A 22,562-nucleotide genomic window follows, 5' to 3' on the forward strand; every position below is an offset into this window, starting at 1 on the left:
TCGTCTTCGAGAGCGCCCCGACGCCTAGGAAAGACCGTCCGCCATGGTGCCACAGATCGCGCCCGGGGCGGCGGGTTCACTCCCTGGCCATAGTCATCTGAGTGAATGACAGTCATGACGACACCCGTGCCCTTCGACGAGGACTTCCTCGGGCCGACGACGCCGATGCCGAGCCGCCCAGGTCTGATCGAGTTGCCCTACATGCACTTCACCGTCTCGATGGACCCGAATCGGCGTCTCGCAGCAGTCACCGCAGTGAACATCGACGGCAGCCGATTGCGTGCTGTTGCCCGTGGCGACAACTGGCGACTCGATGACCGTCTGCCGGCCGATCAGCAGGCGGGGCCGGAGTTGTATTCCAACAACGATCTCGATCGCGGCCATTTGGTCCGACGCCGCGATCCGGTCTGGGGGCCGCAAGAGGTAGCCGAACGGGCGAACTCCGACACCTTCCACTACACGGTGTGCGCACCGCAGACCTCGACGCTGAACCAGTCGATGACGCTGTGGCTCGGGCTCGAGGACTACGTTCTCGAACACGCACGGCAGTACGGGCAACTGCTGTCGGTGTTCACGGGCTGCATCTTCGCAGGCGAGGACCCGATCTACCGCGACGTCGCCATCCCGCGGCAGTTCTACAAGATCGCTGCGTGGGCACAGGGCGAGGAACTGGCCGCCACCGGCTACGTGCTGGACCAGACGCCCTCGCTCGATCCGATAGTGGAACCGTCGATCTCGGTGACGGACGTTCCGCCGCTCGGGCCCTACCGCACATTCCAGGTGCCGATCGAGGACATCGCGTCGGCAACCGCTCTCGAGCTCGCCGAACTGGTCGCGGCCGACCGCTACGCACCCATTGCGTCGGCGGCCGGGGCCGAGGATCGTTGGACCGAGCTTGCCGAGTTCGACGCGATCGTCCTCTGACCGCGGACTGTGATGCGGCCCACCGACGGGGTAGGTTGTGTGTAACTCCAAGAACTACTCACCAGTAGGGGTACGAAATGCCAGCTCCGAGCGCTGCGACCTTCTCGCGGCTCGCCGATCTCATCGCCATTCCTGACGCCGCAGCCCGGCCGACGAAGTCCATCACGGAGGTGTTCACCGGCAAGGAGCTCGCAACCATCCCCGTCGGCACTGCCGAGGACGCCGAAGCGGCCATCGCCCGCGCACGCGTCGCACAGAAGGCGTGGGCCAAGCGTCCCGTCGCCGAGCGTGCCGAGATCTTCCACCGGTACCGCGACCTCGTCCTCGCGCACCGCGACGAGCTGATGGATATGGCCCAGGCCGAGACCGGCAAGTCCCGCGCCGCTGCCCTCGAGGAAGTACTCGACATCGCGATGACCTCGCGTCACTACGCACGCACCGCCGCGAAGCTACTCGCGCCGAAGCGAGTGACAGGCATGCTGCCGGTGTTGACCAAGACCCGCGTTCGCTACCAGCCCAAGGGCATCGTCGGGATCATCTCGCCGTGGAACTACCCGATGACTCTCGCGGTTTCCGACGCCATTCCGGCCCTGCTCGCGGGCAACGGCGCAGTGCTCAAGCCCGATTCCCAGACGCCCTACTGCGCTCTTGCCGTCGTCGAACTGCTCTACAAGGCGGGACTGCCGCGTGACCTCTTCCCGGTGGTGCCCGGGCCCGGGTCCGTAGTGGGAACGGCAATCGTCGAGAACACCGAGTACGTCATGTTCACCGGTTCCACCAAGACCGGCCAGCTGCTCGCCGAGCAGGCCGGGCGCCGTCTCATCGGATTCTCCGCCGAACTCGGTGGCAAGAACGCAATGATCGTCGCCCAGGGCGCCAACCTGCGGGAAGTGTCCGACGCGGCCGTTCGTGCCTGCTTCTCCAACTCGGGCCAGCTCTGCATCTCCATCGAACGCATCTACGTCGAGAAGTCCATCGCCGAGGAGTTCACCGCCAAGTTCGGCCAGCGGGTGCGCAACATGACTCTCGGCGCCGACTACGAGTTCGGCATCGAAATGGGCAGCCTCATCTCCGAGGACCAGATCAAGACGGTCTCGGCGCATGTCGACGACGCCAAGGTCAAGGGCGCGAAGGTCATCGCCGGAGGCAACGCCCGACCCGACGTCGGGCCTCTGTTCTACGAACCGACCGTGCTGACGAACGTCAGCGACGATATGGAATGCGCGGCCACCGAGACGTTCGGCCCGCTCGTATCCATCTACCCGGTGGCCGATGTCGAGGAAGCGATCGAGAAGGCCAACGACACCGAATACGGCCTCAATGCCAGCGTGTGGGCGAAGACCAAGGCGGAGGGCGAGAGCATCGCTGCCCGCCTGCGCTCGGGAACAGTCAACGTGGACGAGGGCTACGCCCCCGCATGGGGAACCACCGGCGCTCCGATGGGCGGCATGGGTGTCTCCGGCATGGGGCGCCGTCACGGACCCGACGGGCTGCTCAAGTACACCGAATCGCAGACCATTGCGACCACGCGCCTGCTCAATCTCGGCGGACCGCGCGGACTGCCGCCGAAACTGTGGGCGAAGATCATGCCCCCGTTCGTCAAGGCGCTGAAGTACCTGCCGGGTCGGTAGGCGCGCTAGCTTTCGGGGTGACCGAATGTCACCCTCGCTATCGCCCTGGTGACCGAATGTCACCCTCGCACACTCAGAGTGACCGGATGTGACATTCGGTGCGGCCCAGGTGACCGAATGTGACATTCGGTGCGGCCCAGGTGACCGAAGGTGACATTCGCTCCGGGCAACACCCCCGAAAGGCCCGCACACCACGTGGTGTGCGGGCCTTTTCGCGGGTTTCTTCACTATCTGACGCGGTGCCCGTCGAGCTCTGCGGGCACTGTGGTGGGCTGCTCGAAGGGGGCCGATGTGTCGTCGACCGGCTCCTCGACCAGGTCGATTGTCTTGCGTAGCGGTCGGTTAGGGATGAAGGCGACCGCGATCAGCGTGACGATGGCGACGAATCCGGCGATGAGGAAGATCCGTCCGGTCGCGTCACCGTAGGCGGTGCGAATGACCATTTCCACCGGCGCAGGCAGGGAGTCGAGGTCGAGTGATCCGCCGCCGCTCGAGGAGGCGTCGACACCCAGTTCGGCCAGACCTGCAACCGACTTGTCTGCCACTCGGGTTGCCAACAGCGACCCCAGCACCGAGACGCCGATCGCGCCGCCGAAGGTGCGGAAGAACGCGACGGTCGATGATGCCGCGCCGACGTTTTTCACGCTCACCGTGTTCTGCACGGCAAGGACGAGGTTCTGCATCAGCATGCCGGTCCCGAGACCGACGATGGTGATGAAGATGCCGACCGTCCACAGGCTGGTGGCGTGATCGATGGAGCCCAGAAGCAGGAATCCGATGACCAGCAGCACGGCACCGGTGACGATGTAGGGCTTCCAGCGTCCGAATCGGGTGATGAGTTGCCCGGACCCGACAGAGGCGACGAGCATGCCGAACACCAGTGGGATCGACAGCAGTCCGGCATCGGTCGGCGAGTAGCCCCGAGCGGTCTGGAAGTACTGGGTCAGGAAGGTGGTGGCCCCGAACAGTCCGACACCGACGGAGATCGAGGCGATGATCGCCAGGCCCGTGGTGCGTTCGGTGACGATGTGCAGCGGGATGATCGGCGAGGAGTGCCGCGACTCGACGAGGATCATCAGCGCCAACAGCAGGACTCCGGCGCCGACCAGCAGTGCGGTCTCGCGTGAAATCCAAGCGTAGTAGTCGGCCTTGCCTGCGAACGAAACCCACACCAGCAGAATGGAAACGCCCGCAGTGAGGAGAAGGGCGCCGAGCCAGTCGATCGAGACGTTCTCTTTGCGTTCGGTCTCGATGTGCAGTGTCTTCTGAAGCAGAACGAGTGCGACGACGGCCAACGGGACGCAGACGAAGAAGGTCCAGCGCCAGCCGAGGGGGCTGTCGACGATGAGGCCACCGAGAATCGGTCCGCCGGACATCGAGACGGCCATCACGGCACCGGTGTAGCCGGAGTATCGGCCGCGTTCACGTGGCGAGACGATGGTGCCGATGATCGCGATGACCAGGGCCGTCAGCCCGCCCATGCCGATACCCTGAATCACGCGGGCGCCCAGCAGAAGTGGAACGCTGTGCGCGAATCCTGCGATCAGCGAGCCGGCGACGAAGATGAGGATGGCGCTCTGGACCAGGACCTTCTTGTTGAACAGATCGGCCAGCTTGCCCCAGATGGGCGTCGAGGCCGCGTTGGCCAGGAGCGCGGTGGTGATGACCCAGGCGTAGGCAGTCTGCGAGCCCTGCAGATCAGCGATGATGGTGGGCAGTGCCGTCGAGACGATGGTGGTGCTCAGTAGCGCGGTGAACAGCGCAGCAAGGAGTCCGGTGAGCGCCTCGAGGATCTGACGGTGAGTCATCGCGCCGCTCTCGGACGCCTGTGGACCGGGTGGATTCTCGATCGATGTAGCCATTTTCTTATCTCGCAATCAATTTCAAATGGGATATGTACTGAGCGCCTTCGTCGAACGTGGTGTTGAGCCGACGGATCGACTCGAGCGCGTCCAGTGCGTCTTGTTCGTCCCAGTTCTCCAACATCGCGCGGAGTCGAGTGGCTCGGCGATCCCAGATATGGGTCAGTTTCTGTTGGCCTTGCGCCGATACGCAGACCAGCGACGCGCGTTTGTCGCAGGGGTCGGGGGTTCGGTCGATGAATCCGAGGTCGACGAGTTCTGCGATCTGCCGGCTGAGGGCGGACTGGCTGACGCAGAGCCTGTTGGCGAGGTCGGTCTGTCTGCATTCACCTTCGGTCGCGAGGGTGGCCAGCACTCCGGTCAGCGCCTGCGGCAGCGGTGAAGCCTCATCTCCGGTGGTCACGGCCCGCTTCAGCACGCGTCCGAAGAGGAATATCTCTTCGACGAGGGCCTCGGCTGTAGTGGTTCGCACTGCCATGGTGGCTCCAACGGTCTGGGTCAAATTACTTGCTGTCCGCAACCATATATATAAGTGGATGCAGCAATCAACTAATTTTCCTATCTCGTGGATCACAATAGAACTTTCGAGGTGCGGAACGCAGCATCGACGGGCAGGTCAGCCGGCTGCGGCGTCGAAAATCCCCCGTCGAACGTTCATGGTGACCCGGTCCCCGACGGCAGGTCGGGGACCGGGTACCGCGCATCGAAACGACATTCCGTGTGAGAGGACCACAACATCGCTGACGCCCCGACCGTAGAGGGAGGACGTCACCACACCCGCAGTGCAATCGTGCGGGGATCCGGCGGCCAAGGAGATGTCCGACGGCAGGATCGCCAACCGTCCGCGCCCCTCCTCGGCTGCTTCGATGACGTCGGCAGTCAGCTCGATGGGATGGCTGTCGGCGTGGAAGCGGCCGCTGTCGACGACACCGTCGATCACGTTGGCATCGGAGAGGAACTGCGCGACGAAAGCCGACGCGGGCCGTGCGACGACGTCCTCGGGCCTCCCGATCTGTGCGATGGCGCCGCCGTCGAGGATGGCGACGCGGTCGGCGAGCGCCAACGCCTCCGACCTGTCGTGGGTGACGTGAACGACCGTGAGCCCGGCAGCGCGCGTCAGGGACCGCAGTTCGAGTCGCAACCGATCACGTAGCGGCTCGTCCAACGCGGACAGCGCCTCGTCCAGCAGTAGTGCTCTTGGCGAGCGCACCAATGCTCGGGCGAGTGCCACGCGTTGCCGCTGACCACCGGACAGAGTTGCCGGATCCCGCGATTCGAGCCCCGGCAGACCGACAAGCTCGAGCACCTCCGCGACCCGTTTCTTTCTGTTCTCGCGTGAGACCCCCGAAAGTTCGAGTGGGTACGACACATTGCGGCCGACGGTGCGGTGGGGCCACAGCGCATGCTGCTGGAACACCATGCCGAGCCCACGTTTCTCCGGCGGCACTGTCCGACCCGCGCCGGCCACGACATCGCCTCCGATCGTCACCGTTCCGGCCGTGGGTTCGAGGAAACCTGCGACGGCACGCAGCAGCGTCGTCTTGCCCGAACCCGACGGCCCGACGAGGGCGAGGAACTCACCGTCGGCGATGTGGAGATCGATATCGCGAAGACCGGTGTTCCCGCCCGGATAGTCGAGGTGGAGGCCGTCGAGGGCAATAGCGGACATCAGCTGCGCTTCTTTCGATCCGTGACGCCCGCGACCAGGCCGAGACCTGCAATGCCGACGAGGGCGACGATGAGGGACAGTGCGGCGGCCGCGTTGTAGTCGCCCGCCTGCTGCAGATTGAAGATCGACACGCCGAGCGTCTGGGTGCCCGGTGCGACGAGCAGCACCGACATGGTCAGCTCCCGCACCGCCGTCAACGCCACCAGCACGCCGCCCGTGATCGCCGCCGGCACCGCCAACTTCCATGACACGTCGTACAGCGCCCGCACCGGTGACGCGCCGGACGACCGGGCGACCTCTTCCAGGGCACTGGGCGTCGCTTTGAGCGGCGCGCGGACTGCCTGCACCACGATCGCCAGAAATGCCATCACGTAAGCGCAGAGAATGACCCAGCGGGTATCGAACAGCCCTGTGTAGCGGCCGACGATGAGCCAGCCGACCGCGATGACCAGACCCGGAATGGCCTGGGGCAGCATGGCAACGACGTCGAGGCCGACGTTGTCGCGTGTACGCGTGCGGGTGGTGAGCACACCCAGCGCGAGGCCGACCACGCCGCAGATCACGGCCGCACCGACGGCCAACATCACCGAGTTCTGGATTCCGACGAGGGTTCCCGGGGCGGTCACGGCGGCGACGATGCTGTCGAGCGTCAGGTTCTCCCACGTGAACGCGATACCGGGTGCCGGAAGAAGAGCTTGCGAGGCGAGGGCGAGGATCGGCAACAGGGTTACCGCGAGTGCAAGCGTCCATACGAGAAATCCGACTGCGGCGCGGCTGCGTCCCAGCGGCAGCCGGGCCGACACCGTCGTCGCCGCGTCGATGTAGGTGTTGCGACGGCCGAGGACGCGATCGACGGCGACGGCGGCCACCGCGAGTACCAGCAGCACGATGCCGATGGTCGAGACCACTTCGAGAGGCTTTGCGACGGTGCCGGATTGAATGAATCGGTACACCATCGTCGAGAGCGTGACGTAACGGTCGGGGAGTCCGATGAGTGCGGGAATGCCGAAGTCGGCGAGGTTGGACACCGCCGTCAGCGTGAACGCGGCGATCGCAGCCGTGCGCAGCAGCGGCAACGTCGCATCCCGCAGGGCGCGCCACGGCGACGCCCCCGCCACGCGCGCGGCCTGTTCGAGGTCGCCGGGAATGCGTCGCAATGCCGCCGCGACGATCAAGTAGGCGAGGGGATACGAGTGCAGAGTCAGCAGGAAGATGACGCCGTCACCGCCGTAGATGTTCCACAGCGGCCCGCCGAACTGCTCAGCCCAGAACTTGTTGATCATCCCACTCGGCCCGAGCAGTCCGGTCCAGGCGATGGCTCCGACGAACGGCGGTATCAGCAACGGACTCAGCAGGATCAGCCGAACGATGTTGCGGCCGGGAAGATCCGTCCGATCGAGCACCAGCGCCATGGCGACCGCGATCACCACCGCCAGCGCGGCCGAGACACCCGCGGAGACGGCGCTGTTGACCGCGGCGTCGACGATCCCGGCGTCGAGCAGAACTCGAACGTGGTTGCCGCCGAGCCCGATCGACACCACCGCGCCGATCGGCACGACGATCACGGCCACCACGATGACCCACAGGGTCAGTCTGACTACAGAAAGGCCGTTCAGCCTATGTGAGTGGAAATCCATAGCAGGCTATGGATTTCCACTCACATGCGCGGAGCGCCTATTAACCGACAAGCTCGTTGAACCTCATCACGGCCTCGGGCTGGAACTCGGTGATCTCGGCGAGATCGGGATTGAGCAGGTTCAGATCGGCGAGAGCGGGTGCACCGTCTGGTGTTCCGACGTCGTCGCGGACCGGCAGGTACTGCTGCTCGACGGCGATCTCCTGGCCGCGCGCGCTGACGAGGAAGTCGATGTACTTCTTCGCTGCTTCCTGGTTCTGCGAATCCTTGAAGATTCCGGCGGGCTGAGAGATGTACGGGACACCGTCGGTGGGGTATTCGAGGGCGATCGGTGAACCCTTGGCGGCCAGCTCGCGCACCAGGTAGTCGACCACTATGCCGATGGGCTGCGTGCCAGCGGCGACGGCCTGTCCGACGGGCCCGTTGCTCTCGGCCACCACGGGTTCGTTGGCTGCCAATCCTTCGAGCCACTCCTGGCCGAGCGAGTCCTCGCTGAGCCAGACGGCGGTGTTGTAGGCCGCTGCTCCCGAGACGTCTGGGTTGGGAAGGGTGATCTGCCCGCGGTACTTCGGGTCTGCGAGAGCGGCCCAGGTAGTCGGCGGTTCGGTGACGGCGCCCGTGTTGTAGGCGATGACGGTGGGAATGATGCGGGTGCCGACGTAGTAGCCGTCGGGGTCGACGATGTCGGCGTTCAATGCCTCGACATCTGCCGGCGTGTACTGCACCAGCAGGTTCTCGTCCTTGTAGCCCTCGAAAGTGGGCGCGTCGGCGGCGAGGAGGACATCGGCGCCGATACTGCCGGTCTGACGCTCGGATGCAATGCGTGCGTTGAGATCTCCGGTGCCGGCGCGATACACCTGAACGTCGATGTCCGGGTTGGCTGCAGTGAACTCGGCATTGAGTGCGTCGATCTTGGCCTGCGGCTCGGAGGTATAGACCGTCAAGGTCCCCGCGCCGGACTGATCGTCGGGTGCAGCGGTGGGTTCGGCCGGTTCGGAGCACGCGCTGAGCGCCGCGATCACGGCAACAGCACCGATGAGTGGGCGACTTCGGCGGAAGATAGTCAACATTTTCTCCTGATAGAGCGACGGAGTCGTGATCCTCGCCGCCCGAAAAGACAGTCTTCGGACTCGTCGGGATACGTCGAGCATCCGGAGTGTGAACGTCCGCCTTCAGGCTGTGGTGGCCAGTGCCGCAGCGAGTCCGAAGGCGGCGGCGAGAAGGCATACGTGCAGTGCCGCGTGCACGGTCGATGCCTCTGCGCGGGTGCGGTGGGCGGTGGCAGCGACCAACCATCCCGCCCGCAACTTTCGTGCCAGCAGGACCAGGAGGATCAGTGCCACGGTTTTCGCCAGCACGATGCGCCCGTAGCCGGAGTCGATCAACGCACCGAACCCACCGACCTTGACGGCGGCGTTCACGGTGCCGCTTACCGCAAGAATCCACACCGACCACCAGGCCAGCCGCGAGTACACGGGCAGCGCCGACGCCCACGCCCCTCGGGCGCGCAGCGTCAGCGCCATCGCGGCCAGCACGCCCAGCCACACCGCGGCGGCGATCGTGTGGACGGCGATGAACAGCGACCCGAACAGTTGCTGCGACATGTGTCCGGTGATGGGCCGTGCCACGAGCGCAACGACGGCAGCGACCACGACGGGAACTGCCGCGAGGTCCGAGTCGGTGCGATACGCGTACAGGCAGTACAGGCACGCTGCCGTCGTGCACAGCACCGTCACCACACCTAGCTGGCCGACGGTGATGCCGGTGAGGTACGAACCGAAGGCGGACGCCGGCAGCGCGCCGATATCGCTCCCGAAGGTCTCGGTGGCCGCGGCCACGACGAGCGCCACCTCGGCAACCGTCCACGCGCCCGCGACGATCGCCGCCGTCCGGAAGATCGGGGGCCGGTTGCGGGCCGTGAACAGCTCGGTTCGAAGCAGCGCGAGACCGAGCGTCGTCGCGCCCAGGCAGTCGGCGAGGACACGCAGCACCGACGACGGATCAGGACCGTCGGGGTGGGCCAGCAGCCAGGCCGCTCCCACCCCGGCGACGCCCGAGGCGCCGGCGACCAGTATCCACCACCGGCGAAACACAGTCGGCTACGCGTCTTTCGGCTTGCGCAGGGTGAAAGCGAGGCCGCCGGCGAACACCACACCGCCTGCGACGAGGAACGGCCACAGCGGAATCCCGCCGTCACCGTCACCCGAATCCGCGTCCGAGGCTGCCACCGTATCGCCACTGGCCGTTGCGGCGGCCGCCTCACCGGGCATGCCCGCGCCCGCCTGGGTCAGCGTGAATCCGACAGTTCCGCTGATGGGATGCCCGTCCGCGGACGTCACCCGGTAAGCGATGGTGTAATCCCCGGCGGGGCCGAGTTCCCGAACGTCGACGACGACGGACTGCCCCTCGACCCGCGGATCGCCCTCGGACCACATGTTGCCGTCGGGACCGACGACGTTCAGAGTGGCGAACTGCGATTGCGGGACTTCGTTGAACGAGATGGACACCTGTTCCGGTCCCTGCGCGAGCTGGGACCCATCGGCCGGATCGGAGCCGGTGACGAACGAGTGCGCCGAGGCCGTCGGCGTCCCCAGTGCAAACGCCAACACGGCAAGCGAGGCGAGAATCAGCTTCTTCATGAGCGGCGTCCACGGACTGTCGCGCCGATACCCAGCGCGGCGCCGAGCGCGCCGAGGACGAGCGCAACGCCGGCGACCCAGATTGCGGCGTTGTCGGATCCTTCGTCGGTGGCCACGGCTATGACCTCGAGGTCTTCGGTGGAACGACCGTGAGGTGGGTCTGCGGCCGCGGCGAGCGTCAGAGTTGGTGCGGGCCGCTCGGGCTCGCTGCCGTCGGTGGCTTCCTGGTCCCACGCGACGACTTCACCGTCGGTGTAGGTCTGGATGGCGGGCAAGCTCACCGAGTCATCTTCCGGAAGCGGTCCGGCCGAGAGCAGAAACTGCTGGAACTGGCCGGGGAGCACCTCGGCACCGGGCTCGGCGGTCCAGGTCACCGCAGTGGCCAGCCCCTCACTGTCCCGGTCGACGGCGGAGGTCCATCCTGGGATGGGTTGTGTACGTGCCGCTTTGAGACCCGGGAGTTCTACCGTCACAGACGAGGTCGCGGCGGTCTCGGATTCGGTGGGCACGCGGAAGGTCATGACGGTGTAACCGCCTTGGGCGGCGTCAGGGGCAACGACGGTCACGTGCGCTGCGGCCGCGCCGGTGCCGACGGCGAGGGCCAGTGATGTGGTGCCTGCGAGGATCGAGGCACGACGGATCAAGTTGTTCATGGATGTTGGTTCTTTCTCGAAAGTGGTGTGTGCAAACGGCTCAGGCCGATGCAGGTGGGCCACGTCTCGAGATGGATGTCGTGAACGAAAGCGGCGCGAGGTAGGTGGGCCGGTCGATGGTGACGAGGCGGATCGGGGAGACCGGTAGCGTCAGCGGTGGATGCAGGACGGCGCGGATGATCGAGGTGATCGGGCCGTAGAGCTGTTCGGCGACGCAGATCAGTGCGGCCGCAGCGACCGACGCCGCGAGGTGCAGCACCAACATCGGCGTACTCGGCACCACCGAATGCGCGTGCACCGCCTCGTGTGGGACGGCCGATGTGCCGGAAACAGCGACGGCGAGCGCGAGGTGCCCGGCGAACTGTCCGAACACGAGCCCGCCGAGAACCGTCGTCAGCGCGGCACGTCCCGAACTCGGACTGGGCAGCATCGACACCGCGCCGACGCCGACTCCGACGATCATCAGAAATGTCAGTGCCGATCCCGACGGATACGCCCCACCCGCGGTGCCGTGGGCGGCCACGGCGAGCGCGACGGTCAGTGCGCCGACAGCTCCGCCGCGGAGCGAGGCGGCGGGCGAGGTCATGACGGCAGCGAGGAGCTAGCGGATGCCGAGCCGTGCGAGCAGGTCCGCTTCGATTCCGTCGAGTTCGGCCGAGATGGCATGGTGCGCAGCCTTGCGGCGGGCTGCCGGCATCAGCTCCGCGGTCTGCACAGCAGTGCTGAGATCGGACAGGCGCTGGGAGATGGCGTCGGCGAACTTGCCGGTCTCGGCATCGGAATTGGACGCGGTGACTCGGGCGAGGGACTTCTCGGCGGCGGCGATGCGCGCGCTGAGCTTCGCGCCGTGCCCGGTGAACTCACCGAGCTCGGCGGGGCTGACGCCGAGCTTGGCTGCCTTGCGTTCGTCGAGGTGTCCACGCAGAACCGTCGCGCCGCGATAGAAGATGGGCGTCAGAACTGGGATCAGGACGCGCGCAATACCGATGTACTTGCGAACCTGCGCCGCCGAGAAACCGCCCTGCGAGGCGGCCTTCTGCTGTGCCCGGAGCGTCGCTACCTGGGCCTTCTCGACATTTTTCTGCGATTTGGCTTCGACTGCATTGAGCTTGCGCTGGGACTTCGCGATGGCCGCGAGCTGCTTGCGCTCGTTCTTCGCACCGAGCCTGGCCTCGAGGCCGGCTTTGTGCTTGAGAGCTTTGGCCTCTGCCTTTCGAGTGGCACGACCTTTGCGCTTGCGGAACAACCCCATCGACAAGGCCCCTTACATCAGCTTCGGCGGTTCGGCGCGGCGTTCGCGCTGGCTCGGTCACAGCCTATCCGTTCGCGCGGGTGGGTCGCATCGGGCATGTCGGTGGGGGGACATAGGCTCGAGCTGTGAAGAGTCAGCCCATGCCGGCGAACGGGTCGGTGAGATCGGCACCGCCGGTGTTCATCGATTCCGGACCTCTGACGCGCTGCCGACACCGGCTGTACCTCGATACCGCGTACTCCTCGCTGCAGCGACTCGAACCGGAGAACCCGGGGGTACGGCAGCGTCGAGAAGCCGCGCAGGCGCACCGCGAGGCCATCCGCGCCGTGCTGGCCGCAGGTCTCGAGGGCTGGACCCAGATCGAGGCCTCCGATGCGCGCACGGCCGCCGAACGGACGATGGCGGCCTGCCGCCGCGGCGCGCAGTGGATCTGGAACGCGGTCCTCCCCGCCGAGCGAGATACCGGACGCCGCGGTCGCAGTGAGCTGCTGATGCGCGACCCCGCCGGAGTCGGCTACATCCCCATCATCGTGGTCAACCACAAGGTCACCGATCCAGGCCGCGGGGCCGTCACCACCTCGTTCGACCACTGGGCGCCCACCGTCGACGAGTCGCGCAAGGTTCGTAGCCAGCTTCGCGATCAACTGCGGCTCGCGCATCTGCACCGGATGCTCGAGTTCGAGGGCTTGGCGTCGCCGAGCGCGCTGGGCGGAGTCATCGGATTCCGCGCCGAGTGCATCCTCGTACACGACCTGAGCACCGTGTTCGCCGAGTACGACACTCGCTTCGAAGACCGCCTCGCTGTGGCCCGCGGCGAGAAATTCACCGTGCCATCACAGGTCAGCGAATGCCGATCGTGTTCGTGGTGGACCGACTGCCGCCCGCAACTGGCCGCCAACCGCGACGTCTCGCTGGTGGCGTCGGGAATGCGGGCGGAGGTACTGCGCGAGAACGGCGTCTACACCATCGACGAACTCGCCGAGTTCACTGGACCCGTGCCGGAGGACTGGCCGTTCGGCAGCTTCGACGACGCCGTGGCCGCTGCAATGGCGTGGCAGTCCGGTGTCCCCCTGCTGCGCCGCACCGAGAAGGTCACCGTCCGCCGCGCCGACATCGAGGTCGACGTGGACATGGAGTCGTACCAGGATCACGGCGCGTATCTGTGGGGCACGCTGCTGACCGAGGCTGGGGGACCGCCTCCGGTGTACCGCGGGTTCGTCACCTGGGACCCGCTGCCGACGGTGGACGAGGGTCGATCGTTCGCCGAGTTCTGGCGTTGGCTGATGGGAAAGCGAGCCGAGGCCGCCGCAACGGGCAGAACCTTTGCCGCGTACTGCTATTCACGCCAGGCAGAGGACAAATGGCTGCTCGACTCGGCGCGACGCTTCGCCGATATACCCGGAGTGCCGTCGGAGGCGGAGATCCGCGAGTTCATCGACAGCGAGCAGTGGGTGGACATCTACCAGGCCGTCAGCGATCAGTTCATCTGTCCCAACGGCAAAGGGCTCAAGAAGATCGCCCCCGTCGCCGGCTTCGAGTGGCGTGATGACGAAGCCGGCGGTGAGGCATCGATGGGCTGGTACCGCGACGCAGTCGGATACGACGCCGAGCCCGACCACTCCCAGCGTCAGCGACTGCTGATCTACAACGAGGACGACGTGCAGGCCACCAAGGTCCTGCGCGAATGGATGAGCGACCGCGCAGAATCCGAGATCCCCACCCTCGAGTCCTTGCGTGTGGGCCCGAGCGCCTGAGCGCCGGCCCCCGCCCTACCGCCGGCCCCCTACCGCATGAATGGTCCATTCATGCTGTCTAGGCGTATGAATGGTCCATTCAAGCGATTGGGGGAGGGGCGAAAAGCTACCGCGGTGCCATCCGGATCGCGCCGTCCATACGGATGGTTTCGCCGTTGAGGTAGTCGTGCTCGGCGATCATCTGCACCAGCTGGGCGTACTCGGTCGGCTGCGCGAGGCGCGAGGGGAACGGAACGCTCGCCTCGAGCCCCTTGCGGTACTCCTCGGTTACTCCGGCGAGCATGGGGGTGTCGACGATGCCGGGGGCGATGGTGTTGACGCGGATGCCCGCCTGCGCCAGGTCGCGTGCTGCGGTGATGGTCATCGCGTGCACGCCGCCCTTCGACGCGGTGTACGCGATCTGGCCGATCTGTCCCTCGAATGCCGCAACCGATGCGGTGTTGATGACGACGCCGCGCTGACCGGCGTCATCGACGGTTTCCAGCGACTGCATGCGGTTGGCCGCCAGGCGCATGACGTTGAACGTGCCGAGCAGGTTGATGGTGATGACCGTGCGGAAGAGTTCGAGGTCGTGCGGACCCCTTTTGGACAGGATTCGACCTGCCCAACCGACGCCTGCGCAGTTGACGACGATACGCAGCGGCACCCCGGCCTCGGCGATCTTGTCGAGCGCGGCCTCGACTTCTTCCTCGCTGGTGACGTCTGCGGCGATCAGCGTCACGCCCTCGGGGACGCTGTCACCCGCGCGTTCGATGGACTGTGCGAGGTCGAGTCCGAAGACGGTGGCTCCCGCGTCGGCGAGGCGCTTGGCCGTCGCTGCACCGAGGCCCGACGCCCCTCCTGTGACCAATGCTGCTGTTCCCGAAATCTCCACGGTTGTGCACTCCTTCATGGTCGGCGGCCGGTGTGGCCGAACTCGCCTTGCACCATAACTGTGCGGTGATTCGGGGGCGTACGGGGATGTGTCGGAGGCGACACCCACCTCACACAGGCCGACCGTCGTGGCCGTACTCGACCCGGTAGGTGTTCGCGGCGTCGACCAGCATGGTGGCCAGGAGGGGACGGCCCGGCGGGAGCAGACGCACCGTCGCCGACCCGGTGGAGATGGTGTCGAGTCGATCCGCAGCCGAGTCCGCCAGTGTCGTTCGTACGTGCGCGTCCAGTTCGACGTCACCGCGGTCATCCAGCATGACCACCTGCACCCCGCGGCTTCGAGCCGAGCGCGCGGCACGCGCGAGGCGGGCGGTCAACAGGCCTCGGGCGCGCAGGGAGTCGCGGAGGTCGGCTTCGAGGAGTTCGCAGACGAGCAGCTCACTCTGGTCGAGTTCGGGACCGTCGGCGATTCGCCCCAGCAGAGGCCGAGCTTGTTCGTCGAGGCGGCGCAGTTGAGCGTCGCGCTCGTCGAGAGCGGCCGACGCAGCTGCCGCGGCTGCGACGCGAAGAGTCGACTGCTCTCGGAGTTGAAAGATGGATCTGCCGAGCGGGCGGATGGTGAAGGCGAAGAATGTGGCCATCAGTAAGGGGGCGACGTTGATGGTGGACAACGACAGACCGTAGGCGAGATTCTGATTGGCGGCTGCCCACAGGATGGTTACCCCGAGCATGAGCGTCAAACCGAACCATGCAAACCAGGTGCGGCCGCGTACGCACATGAAGGTGTAGATCGCGACGGAAGCGCCGAGCGGCCATGTCTGCAATGTGCTCGTCACCGGTGTAGGGATAGCCGAATACACCAGTGCGCAGCTGATCGGCCCCACTGCGAGCAAAGCCAGCGTCGTCGTCATCGGCAGGGGATCACCCGGTGCCGCAATCAGGGTGAATGCACCGCTCACGCAGACGAGCACTGCGAGCAGGATCGGCCACGTGTTGCTCGTTCCCTCGAGAGTGGACAAGGCGCTCACCGTCAATGCGAACGCGTAGAACGCCACCACCGCATATGCAGCGCGAGAACGCATCCCGAGCAGATCGCGGACATCCTGAATGTGGTTCATCCGAATGCTGCTGTGCGGGGAACATCCGACGCGCACCAGGTGAGATGCACGGTGGTCCCCTGTCCCGGAATCGAATCGATCCGAGAGGCGCCCCCTGGCAGTTGCCGGAGTCGGCCCTCGATGCTGACCGCGACTCCGAGTCGGTGCGGCGGGACGGAGGCCCGGTCGAACCCGACTCCGTCATCGGTGACCGTGGCCTGCAGAATGCCCGGTTGCGTCCGGACGGTGACGGAGCGGTTCGACGGCCCAGCATGGCGGAGGCTGTTGCGCATCGCCTCTGCCAATGCCGCACCGATGGCACGGACAGCGTCGGCGGGATACGTCTGCGGCTCAACGTTGGAGGTCGACGTTTGCGATATCGACTCGATATGGACGATGACTGATTCGTCGACGTCGTTTGCTGTAGCGCGCAATTGGGCGATGGCCTCGTCGGCATCGACGAAAGTCGGCGCGGAATGCGTTCGGAGCGAGTCGAGTTGCCGCAGGGTGAGCCGAGCCTGGTTGACCACGCTCGGCGATCTTCCCTGCCGCGCCACCGACAGCAGTGAGGACATGACTCCGTCGTGAGTGAGTGCATCGAACCGCTCTCGCTCGACCGCTCGCGCGGCCGCCGCTGCGGACCGTGCCGCCTGTGCCTGCGTTCGAGTGATGGTGGCGTCGAGAATCCGTGCGGTTCGCAAGGCGGCAAGTGTCGCCGCGACGAAGATGGTGCAGAACATCATGCCGAAGACGATGTCGGCGAACAGCGGTGTGGTCACGAACGGTTCGCGTAGCACGTAGTTGATCGATTGCGCCGCGATCACGCCGACAGTCATGTGAACGAAGACCAGCACCGGTGGCCACACGCTGGCGGCGGCCAAGGACGCCAAGCCGGGGAAGGTGCTCAAATACACGCCCTGTACGTCGAACAGCGTTTGATCCCAGGCCAGCCACCAACCGAGCACACACAGCAGGTAGGTCACCGCCGCGATGCTTCCGGCCATGCGGATCGCACGGATGCTCCCCGAGAAGGAGGACAGGCCGAACAGCAGGCCCGTACCGAATACGGCGATCACGCAGAACCAGTTCCACCAGGTCGGCGTCAGAAATGCGGTGCGTCGGATCTCCGGCAGGAGGATCAGAAAGTACGCGACATAACCGGTGCCGACGAACCGAGCGAACATCTTCACCAGTCGTTCGAGCGACCTGCGTTCTTCGCCGTCTGCGGCCGTGTCGACGATCGGTGCAGCAGCCTTGGTTACCACGGACATGCCATTTCCTCCGCATCTATGCCGAGGAGTGTAGGTGGAACTTCAGCTGTCCTTCAAAGCCTTCAGTCGTTCGAATGACGCCTCGTGACGTGTCCGGCGACGGCGGAATGCGGTCGCGCCGGACCATGTCGCGATGGACAGCGCCAGAACAACTCCCGCAGCGATCAGCGGTGCGGGGGTGCCGGGGGCGATGCCCTCGAAGAACAGCATCGCGCCGAAGACGAAGAACAGCGCAGCCGCGGAGTACTGAATCGTCCGTTCCGGCAGATGTTTACCGAGGACGGCGCCCACGACGATAGCGAGGGCGTCGGCGGCAACCATGCCTACCGTCGACCCGATCCATACACCGACCCAGTCGTTGTCGGTGGCGAGGGTGACCGTCGCGAGCATGGTCTTGTCGCCGAGTTCGGCGAGGAAGAACGCCGACGCAATGGCCAGGAAGGCCGACCGGGTGATTTTCGACGCCTTGGCGCCCTCGTCCTCGGAGAGGGAGTCGCCGCGCAGGGTCCACAACCCGAATACGACGAACGCGATACCGCCGACGATCGAGATGGCCGCAGTCGGTATCGACAGACCGAGGAAGTGGCCGACGGCGACGGAGACGAGGTGCACGATGGTGGTGGCGACGGTGATGCCACCGATGACGACGTACCAGCGGTACCGGAGTGCGAACGTCATCGCCATGAGCTGCGACTTGTCACCGAGTTCGGCGACGAAGATGACAGCGAAGCTGAGCAACAGGGCAGAAAGCACGGGCGGGGACTCCTCGGTCGACTACATGACCGAAGGTCTCGCCCACCGCTTCGTCTGCTTCGTGAGCAAGACGGACGGTTCACCGTGCCGGGCTACACCTTTCGGCGTCGGCCAGTATGTCGACACAGCAATTGCGGGCTACTCCCCTTCGCTGGCGCCAACACTATGGTGCGGGGGCCGAATTGTCCATCGGGACAATAAGTTTGGCTTCCCGAAGTCTCGACTGCGGGAACGGTTCACGACGCGAGGAGCATTGCCAAAACTGCGGTGTCGGGATCGCTGATCGGATCGAGACCCACCCTGCTTCGCATGGCCGTGACGGTGCCGTCGGATTCGGCTTCGACCCAGGCGGCGCGGTGTTCGAGGCCCAGATGCGGCAAACCCGGAAGCAGCACGCAGCCCGAGGCCGCGCCTGCGCACTCGGGCAGCGACGGCGTGGTCTCCGAGGGCGGATGGAGCATCAACAGCGCCGACGGTTGGTGCTGGGCATACCGGCCGGGTGTGACGGCCGTCTCACCGACTACCGGTCCGTCGGCGAGGACGAGACCCACCACGCCGGGCTCCGGGTCGTCGGGAAGCTCCTCGCGTACGCCGAACACCGTGGAGGTGGCGAGCAAACCGGGCATCGACGCGACCTGCACGGCGAGCGCCAGGAACTGAGCCCACTCCTTGGTGGTATCCGGCCAGCGACCCGACACGACGAAGCCGCGCAGCAATCCTGCGGCATGGAAAGGGGAAATACCGATGAGTTTGCGCTCGTTCATCTCACAGCTCCCTTGGGTGATTCGGCCAGGGGTGATACCCGGTTACACCACGTTGGGTACGGCAAGCATGAATGAGGACGGGCTGGCACACAAGAGAGTGCGAGTGCCAGTTGACGCTCCCCCCCTAGACGCATGAATGGACCATTGCAACCGTCTAGCCGTTGCAATGGCCCATTCATGCCGAAAACCGGCGGAACCGCCGAAAACCGGCGGAAAACTACGGGAAAATCAGACCCGGGGTCTTCGACGTCGCTGCTTCGAAGCGTGCCTGGACATCGGCCCAGTTCACTACGTTCCAGAAAGCCTTGACGTAGTCGGCCTTGACGTTCTTGTACTGCAGGTAGAACGCGTGCTCCCACATGTCGACCTGGAGCAGCGGGATGATGCCGAGTGGCACGTTGGCCTGCTGATCGTAGAGCTGGAAGGTGAGCAGCTTCTTGCCCAGCGAGTCGTAGCCGAGCACTGCCCAGCCCGATCCCTGCAGGCCATTGGCGGCTGCGGTGAACTGCGCACGGAACTTGTCGAACGAGCCGAACTGGTCGTCGATTGCTGCGCTGAGTTCGCCTTCGGGCTTGTCGCCACCGTTGGGCGAGAGGTTCTTCCACCAGATGGAGTGGTTGACGTGTCCGCCGAGGTGGAACGCGAGGTTCTTCTCGAACAGGAAGATCGAACCGTGATCGTCGTTTTCGCGAGCCGCTGCGAGCTTCTCGAGTGCGGTGTTGGCGCCGGCGACGTACGCTGCGTGGTGCTTCGAGTGGTGCAATTCGTTGATCTCGCCCGAGATGTGAGGCTCGAGAGCGGAGTAATCGAAATCAAGGTCGGGCAGGGTGTACTCGGACACGTGGTTCCCTTCATCTTCTCGACGCCGCGCTCACCGTGAATTCGAAGGCGCGCACGTCCTACTGTGGATCTTTCGTAGGGCTCAACCCAATCCCATATCTACCCTCAGTGCAACAGTTGTAATCGAGATCCATTCCGTTCGATCGATTCCGGACAATTCCGACAACCTGCGTAGGTAACGGACAGGTCACGGCAAGGTCCCACAATTCGTCCAGCAGGTGAACGGGCAACTACCATGGCCCGGTGTCCCCTTTGCGCAGATCGGGCGAGCAAGCCGACTCACCTTCTGCGATGAGTGCTGTCTACGCACCGCGAGTCGAACTCGCGGGTGCAAATCTGTTGCGATTCATCGCGGTTCTGGCCGTGTTGTACTCCCACATCTCCTTTTATCTGATCGACGACCGAGGCGACGGCTGGTGGATGCTCGACTTTGGATACTGGCTCTTCGTCCAGGTCATCGGCGTGAACCATCATCTCTCGTTCGTCGGTGTCGCGGTATTCATGCTTCTCACCGGTCTGCTCGTCACCCGGTCTGCGATGCGCCAGTCACGACGAGATTTCACCGTCAGTCGGCTCTCGCGACTGATTCCTGCGCTGTGGGTGGCCATCGCGCTCGCGATTATTCTGGTGCGGCTGGGCATCAACGGAATGTTCGGCCCGCAGGACGGAGTTTCGAACTTCGAGGCCGTGCTCAGCTTCTTCCTCGGCGGATTCTTCCTGAAGCCCCAAGTCGCAGTCCTCGGCGTCACCTGGACCCTGGCTGTGCAGTTGATGTTCTACCTCTACTGCGTCGCCGCCCGTGACGTACTCCGCTCGCGGCCCATTCTGGTGCCGATCATAGGCGCGGCGCTGTGCAGCGTCGTGCTCCTCTACAACGCGCTCGTGCCCGACCCGTGGACGATCCCGATGCTGTCGAAGATCGCCGCGACGCTGCCGACGCTTTTTCTGGGACAGATCATCTACCTGAGCTGGAGCAAGATCGTCGGCTGGCGCTCGATCCTCGTGGCAGTGCTCGCCCAGGCCGTCGTGGTGCAGCTGGCCACCGAGGTCGGCGCCTACTGGGCGGGCGGCCGGTACTTGTGGACCATCATCGTCGTCGCCGCGATGGTTCTGCTCCTCGGACGGTACGACGGACGGGCCGCGCACTGGTCGATCATCCGCTGGACGGGCACCCGTAGCTACGCGATCTATCTCCTGCACACGCTGATCCTGTACCGCGTTTTCCAGTTCGTTGTTCCCTACACGGGACCGACCGGCGCCGTCATCGCGTTCGTTGCCGTCACCGCCGTGGCGTCGGAAATCCTCTACCGGTGGGTGGAGACGCCGGCCGCCCGGTGGCTCAATGGACGCTTCCGCAGCCGCACGCACGTAGCGCAGTCGAGCGCCCACTAGGAACACCCGACCGCACAGCTGCGGCCTCAGAGCTGCGGCATGACCTCGGACGCGACGAGCTCGAGATGATCGAGATCGGCCAGGTCGAGCGTCTGCAAGTACACGCGTGAGGCGCCCAGTTCGCCGAACCGGCCGATCTTGTCGACCAGCTCGGCCGGGCTCCCCGCCGCCCCGTTTTCACGCAACTCCGATACCTCACGTCCGATCTTCGATGCCCGTCGGGCAATCTCCTCTTCGCTTTTGCCGCAGCACAGCACGAGTGCGTTGCTGTAGAGCAGGGACTTCGGATCGCGGCCGGCCTCGGATGCGGCGTCGCGCACGCGGTCGAACTGAACCCTGGTCTCCTCGAGCGAGGAGAACGGGATGTTGAACTCGTCCGCGTACTTCGCGGCCAGGGCGGGCGTGCGCTTCTTGCCCTTCCCGCCGATCAGGATCGGCGGACGCGGCGACTGAACCGGTTTGGGCAGCGCCGGCGAATCGGTGATCGGATAGTGCTTGCCGTCGAACGAGAATGTCTCACCCGACGGGGTTTCCCACAGGCCGGTGATGATGGCCAACGATTCTTCGAGCCTGTCGAACCGCTCACCGAGTGGCGGGAAGGGAATGCCGTACGCCCTGTGCTCCTCCTCGAACCAGCCCGCACCGAGTCCGAGATCCACTCGGCCACCGCTCATCGCGTCGACCTGCGCCACGCTGATCGCGAGCGGGCCCGGGTAGCGAAAGGTCGCCGACGTGACGAGGGTGCCGAGGCGGATGGACGAGGTTTCCCGGGCGATGCCGGCGAGAGTGATCCACGCGTCGGTCGGTCCGGGAAGCCCGTCGGAGTTCATGGCGAGGTAATGATCCGAACGGTAGAACGCGCCGAACCCCAGCATTTCTGCAGACTGCGCCACCCGAAGAAGGTCGTCGTAGGTGGCGCCCTGCTGAGGTTCGGTGAAGACACGAAGCTCGATGCCGGCGGATTCCGCGCTGGAAGATATAACCATGATTCGAGTGTAGGAGCGCCGAAACCTGTGGATAAAACCGGCGATTGTCCGAATTCTGTGGATCGGCCTGTGGATACTGTGGATAACCCACCCGGGTTATCCACAACTCGCGAGGTTTGCGGGTGGCAGCCCGAGCAGGGTGCGTGACAAGATCGTGCACGTGTCTGCTCCGGATCTGCCCGCTGTGCCCGCTGTGCCCGCTGCCGAGCTTCCCGCCGATCTGAGCGGGTCGATACTGCTCGACGTTCGCGAGGATGAAGAATGGCGTCACGGCCACGCCCCGGGCGCCCTGCACATCCCGATGAGCGAAGTGCCTTCGCGAGTGGGTGAAATCGAGCCGGACGCGTCGACGTACGTCGTATGTGGGGTGGGCGCACGGTCGGCACGGGTCGTGCAATACCTGACCCAGATCGGCTACGAAGCCGTCAACGTCGATGGCGGAATGCACGCGTGGGTCGCCGCCGGTCGCCCGCTGGTGCGCGAGGACGGCACCGAGGCGAGAATCGTCTAGTGGCCGCTTTCCAGGTTTGTGCGCGATGCGCGACGCGGTGGCCCGTCGGGACACG

22 protein-coding genes are annotated in these 22,562 nt (G+C 65.4%); 5 read left to right on the forward strand and 17 right to left on the reverse strand.

From position 1 onward, the window contains the following. Positions 1–114: 114 nt before the first annotated feature. Together J1M86_RS03825 and J1M86_RS03830 are read left to right on the forward strand one after the other, a co-directional pair. Positions 115–924, forward strand: coding sequence for a DNA/RNA non-specific endonuclease (locus tag J1M86_RS03825; RefSeq protein WP_241259533.1), 810 nt, complete (start codon positions 115–117; stop codon positions 922–924). A gap of 77 nt (positions 925–1,001) precedes the next feature. Then, a complete protein-coding gene (locus J1M86_RS03830) occupies positions 1,002–2,555 on the forward strand; it encodes a succinic semialdehyde dehydrogenase (RefSeq protein WP_206508877.1) in 1,554 nt (517 codons plus the stop codon). A 227-nt stretch (positions 2,556–2,782) separates the two neighbouring features. On the opposite strand, the gene J1M86_RS03835 is transcribed toward J1M86_RS03830, so the two are convergent. The 10 genes from J1M86_RS03835 to J1M86_RS03880 all read right to left on the reverse strand — a co-directional run bounded on the left by J1M86_RS03835 (position 2,783) and on the right by J1M86_RS03880 (position 12,266). After that, a complete protein-coding gene (locus J1M86_RS03835) occupies positions 2,783–4,417 on the reverse strand; it encodes an MDR family MFS transporter (protein ID WP_083667280.1) in 1,635 nt (544 codons plus the stop codon). 4 nt (positions 4,418–4,421) lie between these two features. Beyond that, positions 4,422–4,895, reverse strand: a complete 474-nt coding sequence (locus J1M86_RS03840) for a MarR family winged helix-turn-helix transcriptional regulator (protein ID WP_206508878.1) — start codon at positions 4,893–4,895, stop codon at positions 4,422–4,424. A gap of 138 nt (positions 4,896–5,033) precedes the next feature. After that, positions 5,034–6,086, reverse strand: a complete 1,053-nt coding sequence (locus tag J1M86_RS03845; protein ID WP_206508879.1) for an ABC transporter ATP-binding protein — start codon at positions 6,084–6,086, stop codon at positions 5,034–5,036. Next, a complete protein-coding gene (locus J1M86_RS03850; protein WP_206508880.1) occupies positions 6,086–7,723 on the reverse strand; it encodes an iron ABC transporter permease in 1,638 nt (545 codons plus the stop codon). The genes J1M86_RS03845 and J1M86_RS03850 overlap by 1 nt, the downstream gene beginning before the upstream one ends. Before the next feature lie 40 nt (positions 7,724–7,763). Continuing rightward, positions 7,764–8,792: an ABC transporter substrate-binding protein gene (locus tag J1M86_RS03855; RefSeq protein ID WP_206508881.1), complete on the reverse strand. Its 1,029-nt coding sequence runs from the start codon at positions 8,790–8,792 to the stop codon at positions 7,764–7,766. A gap of 102 nt (positions 8,793–8,894) precedes the next feature. After that, entirely contained in the window at positions 8,895–9,815 is a 921-nt protein-coding gene (locus tag J1M86_RS03860) for a CopD family protein (RefSeq protein WP_307786518.1), read from the reverse strand. A gap of 6 nt (positions 9,816–9,821) precedes the next feature. Then, a complete protein-coding gene (locus J1M86_RS03865) occupies positions 9,822–10,361 on the reverse strand; it encodes a copper resistance CopC family protein (protein ID WP_206508882.1) in 540 nt (179 codons plus the stop codon). Continuing rightward, positions 10,358–11,014, reverse strand: a complete 657-nt coding sequence (locus J1M86_RS03870; RefSeq protein ID WP_206508883.1) for a YcnI family protein — start codon at positions 11,012–11,014, stop codon at positions 10,358–10,360. Before J1M86_RS03870 ends, J1M86_RS03865 begins: the two co-directional genes overlap by 4 nt. Before the next feature lie 40 nt (positions 11,015–11,054). Beyond that, a complete protein-coding gene (locus J1M86_RS03875) occupies positions 11,055–11,600 on the reverse strand; it encodes a hypothetical protein (RefSeq protein WP_206508884.1) in 546 nt (181 codons plus the stop codon). 15 nt (positions 11,601–11,615) lie between these two features. After that, positions 11,616–12,266, reverse strand: coding sequence for a DUF6474 family protein (locus J1M86_RS03880; RefSeq protein ID WP_075837694.1), 651 nt, complete (start codon positions 12,264–12,266; stop codon positions 11,616–11,618). A 140-nt stretch (positions 12,267–12,406) separates the two neighbouring features. Between J1M86_RS03880 and J1M86_RS03885 the strand changes: the two genes are divergently transcribed. Next, positions 12,407–14,020: a TM0106 family RecB-like putative nuclease gene (locus J1M86_RS03885; RefSeq protein ID WP_206508885.1), complete on the forward strand. Its 1,614-nt coding sequence runs from the start codon at positions 12,407–12,409 to the stop codon at positions 14,018–14,020. Positions 14,021–14,126: 106 nt separating this feature from the next. On the opposite strand, the gene J1M86_RS03890 is transcribed toward J1M86_RS03885, so the two are convergent. The 6 genes from J1M86_RS03890 to J1M86_RS03915 all read right to left on the reverse strand — a co-directional run bounded on the left by J1M86_RS03890 (position 14,127) and on the right by J1M86_RS03915 (position 19,619). Then, entirely contained in the window at positions 14,127–14,894 is a 768-nt protein-coding gene (locus J1M86_RS03890) for an SDR family NAD(P)-dependent oxidoreductase (protein WP_206508886.1), read from the reverse strand. Between the two features lie 109 nt (positions 14,895–15,003). Beyond that, positions 15,004–16,011, reverse strand: a complete 1,008-nt coding sequence (locus tag J1M86_RS03895) for a hypothetical protein (protein ID WP_206508887.1) — start codon at positions 16,009–16,011, stop codon at positions 15,004–15,006. Next, positions 16,008–17,261, reverse strand: coding sequence for a sensor histidine kinase (locus J1M86_RS03900; protein ID WP_206508888.1), 1,254 nt, complete (start codon positions 17,259–17,261; stop codon positions 16,008–16,010). The genes J1M86_RS03895 and J1M86_RS03900 overlap by 4 nt, the downstream gene beginning before the upstream one ends. Before the next feature lie 42 nt (positions 17,262–17,303). After that, a complete protein-coding gene (locus tag J1M86_RS03905; RefSeq protein ID WP_075837693.1) occupies positions 17,304–18,014 on the reverse strand; it encodes a TMEM165/GDT1 family protein in 711 nt (236 codons plus the stop codon). A gap of 236 nt (positions 18,015–18,250) precedes the next feature. Next, positions 18,251–18,778, reverse strand: coding sequence for a peptidase (locus J1M86_RS03910; RefSeq protein WP_206508889.1), 528 nt, complete (start codon positions 18,776–18,778; stop codon positions 18,251–18,253). Positions 18,779–18,995: 217 nt separating this feature from the next. Continuing rightward, positions 18,996–19,619 (reverse strand): superoxide dismutase, encoded by a 624-nt coding sequence (locus J1M86_RS03915; RefSeq protein ID WP_206508890.1) that lies wholly within the window; start codon positions 19,617–19,619, stop codon positions 18,996–18,998. Positions 19,620–19,909: 290 nt separating this feature from the next. Here J1M86_RS03915 and J1M86_RS03920 point away from each other — a divergent pair, with 290 nt between their 5' ends. Next, positions 19,910–21,010, forward strand: a complete 1,101-nt coding sequence (locus tag J1M86_RS03920) for an acyltransferase (RefSeq protein ID WP_187346671.1) — start codon at positions 19,910–19,912, stop codon at positions 21,008–21,010. A 26-nt stretch (positions 21,011–21,036) separates the two neighbouring features. On the opposite strand, the gene J1M86_RS03925 is transcribed toward J1M86_RS03920, so the two are convergent. Beyond that, positions 21,037–21,963, reverse strand: coding sequence for an LLM class F420-dependent oxidoreductase (locus J1M86_RS03925; RefSeq protein WP_075837765.1), 927 nt, complete (start codon positions 21,961–21,963; stop codon positions 21,037–21,039). 226 nt (positions 21,964–22,189) lie between these two features. Here J1M86_RS03925 and J1M86_RS03930 point away from each other — a divergent pair, with 226 nt between their 5' ends. Further along, a complete protein-coding gene (locus J1M86_RS03930; protein ID WP_206509133.1) occupies positions 22,190–22,507 on the forward strand; it encodes a rhodanese-like domain-containing protein in 318 nt (105 codons plus the stop codon). Positions 22,508–22,562 lie beyond the last annotated feature (55 nt).

Source organism: Rhodococcus sp. KRD197, from assembly GCF_017168235.1.
In the GTDB taxonomy this organism is placed as follows: domain Bacteria; phylum Actinomycetota; class Actinomycetes; order Mycobacteriales; family Mycobacteriaceae; genus Rhodococcoides.

Bases quoted from the DNA above. Each gene is read 5' to 3' on its own strand.
- J1M86_RS03910 (WP_206508889.1), bottom strand. From the start codon at position 18,778: ATGAACGAGCGCAAACTCATCGGTATTTCCCCTTTCCATGCCGCAGGA.
- J1M86_RS03855 (WP_206508881.1), bottom strand. From the start codon at position 8,792: ATGTTGACTATCTTCCGCCGAAGTCGCCCACTCATCGGTGCTGTTGCC.
- J1M86_RS03895 (WP_206508887.1), bottom strand. From the start codon at position 16,011: ATGAACCACATTCAGGATGTCCGCGATCTGCTCGGGATGCGTTCTCGC.
- J1M86_RS03840 (WP_206508878.1), bottom strand. From the start codon at position 4,895: ATGGCAGTGCGAACCACTACAGCCGAGGCCCTCGTCGAAGAGATATTC.
- J1M86_RS03880 (WP_075837694.1), bottom strand. From the start codon at position 12,266: ATGGGGTTGTTCCGCAAGCGCAAAGGTCGTGCCACTCGAAAGGCAGAG.
- J1M86_RS03865 (WP_206508882.1), bottom strand. From the start codon at position 10,361: ATGAAGAAGCTGATTCTCGCCTCGCTTGCCGTGTTGGCGTTTGCACTG.
- J1M86_RS03825 (WP_241259533.1), top strand. From the start codon at position 115: ATGACGACACCCGTGCCCTTCGACGAGGACTTCCTCGGGCCGACGACG.
- J1M86_RS03885 (WP_206508885.1), top strand. From the start codon at position 12,407: ATGCCGGCGAACGGGTCGGTGAGATCGGCACCGCCGGTGTTCATCGAT.
- J1M86_RS03835 (WP_083667280.1), bottom strand. From the start codon at position 4,417: ATGGCTACATCGATCGAGAATCCACCCGGTCCACAGGCGTCCGAGAGC.
- J1M86_RS03875 (WP_206508884.1), bottom strand. From the start codon at position 11,600: ATGACCTCGCCCGCCGCCTCGCTCCGCGGCGGAGCTGTCGGCGCACTG.
- J1M86_RS03845 (WP_206508879.1), bottom strand. From the start codon at position 6,086: ATGTCCGCTATTGCCCTCGACGGCCTCCACCTCGACTATCCGGGCGGG.
- J1M86_RS03900 (WP_206508888.1), bottom strand. From the start codon at position 17,261: ATGTCCGTGGTAACCAAGGCTGCTGCACCGATCGTCGACACGGCCGCA.
- J1M86_RS03850 (WP_206508880.1), bottom strand. From the start codon at position 7,723: ATGGATTTCCACTCACATAGGCTGAACGGCCTTTCTGTAGTCAGACTG.
- J1M86_RS03920 (WP_187346671.1), top strand. From the start codon at position 19,910: ATGAGTGCTGTCTACGCACCGCGAGTCGAACTCGCGGGTGCAAATCTG.
- J1M86_RS03830 (WP_206508877.1), top strand. From the start codon at position 1,002: ATGCCAGCTCCGAGCGCTGCGACCTTCTCGCGGCTCGCCGATCTCATC.
- J1M86_RS03870 (WP_206508883.1), bottom strand. From the start codon at position 11,014: ATGAACAACTTGATCCGTCGTGCCTCGATCCTCGCAGGCACCACATCA.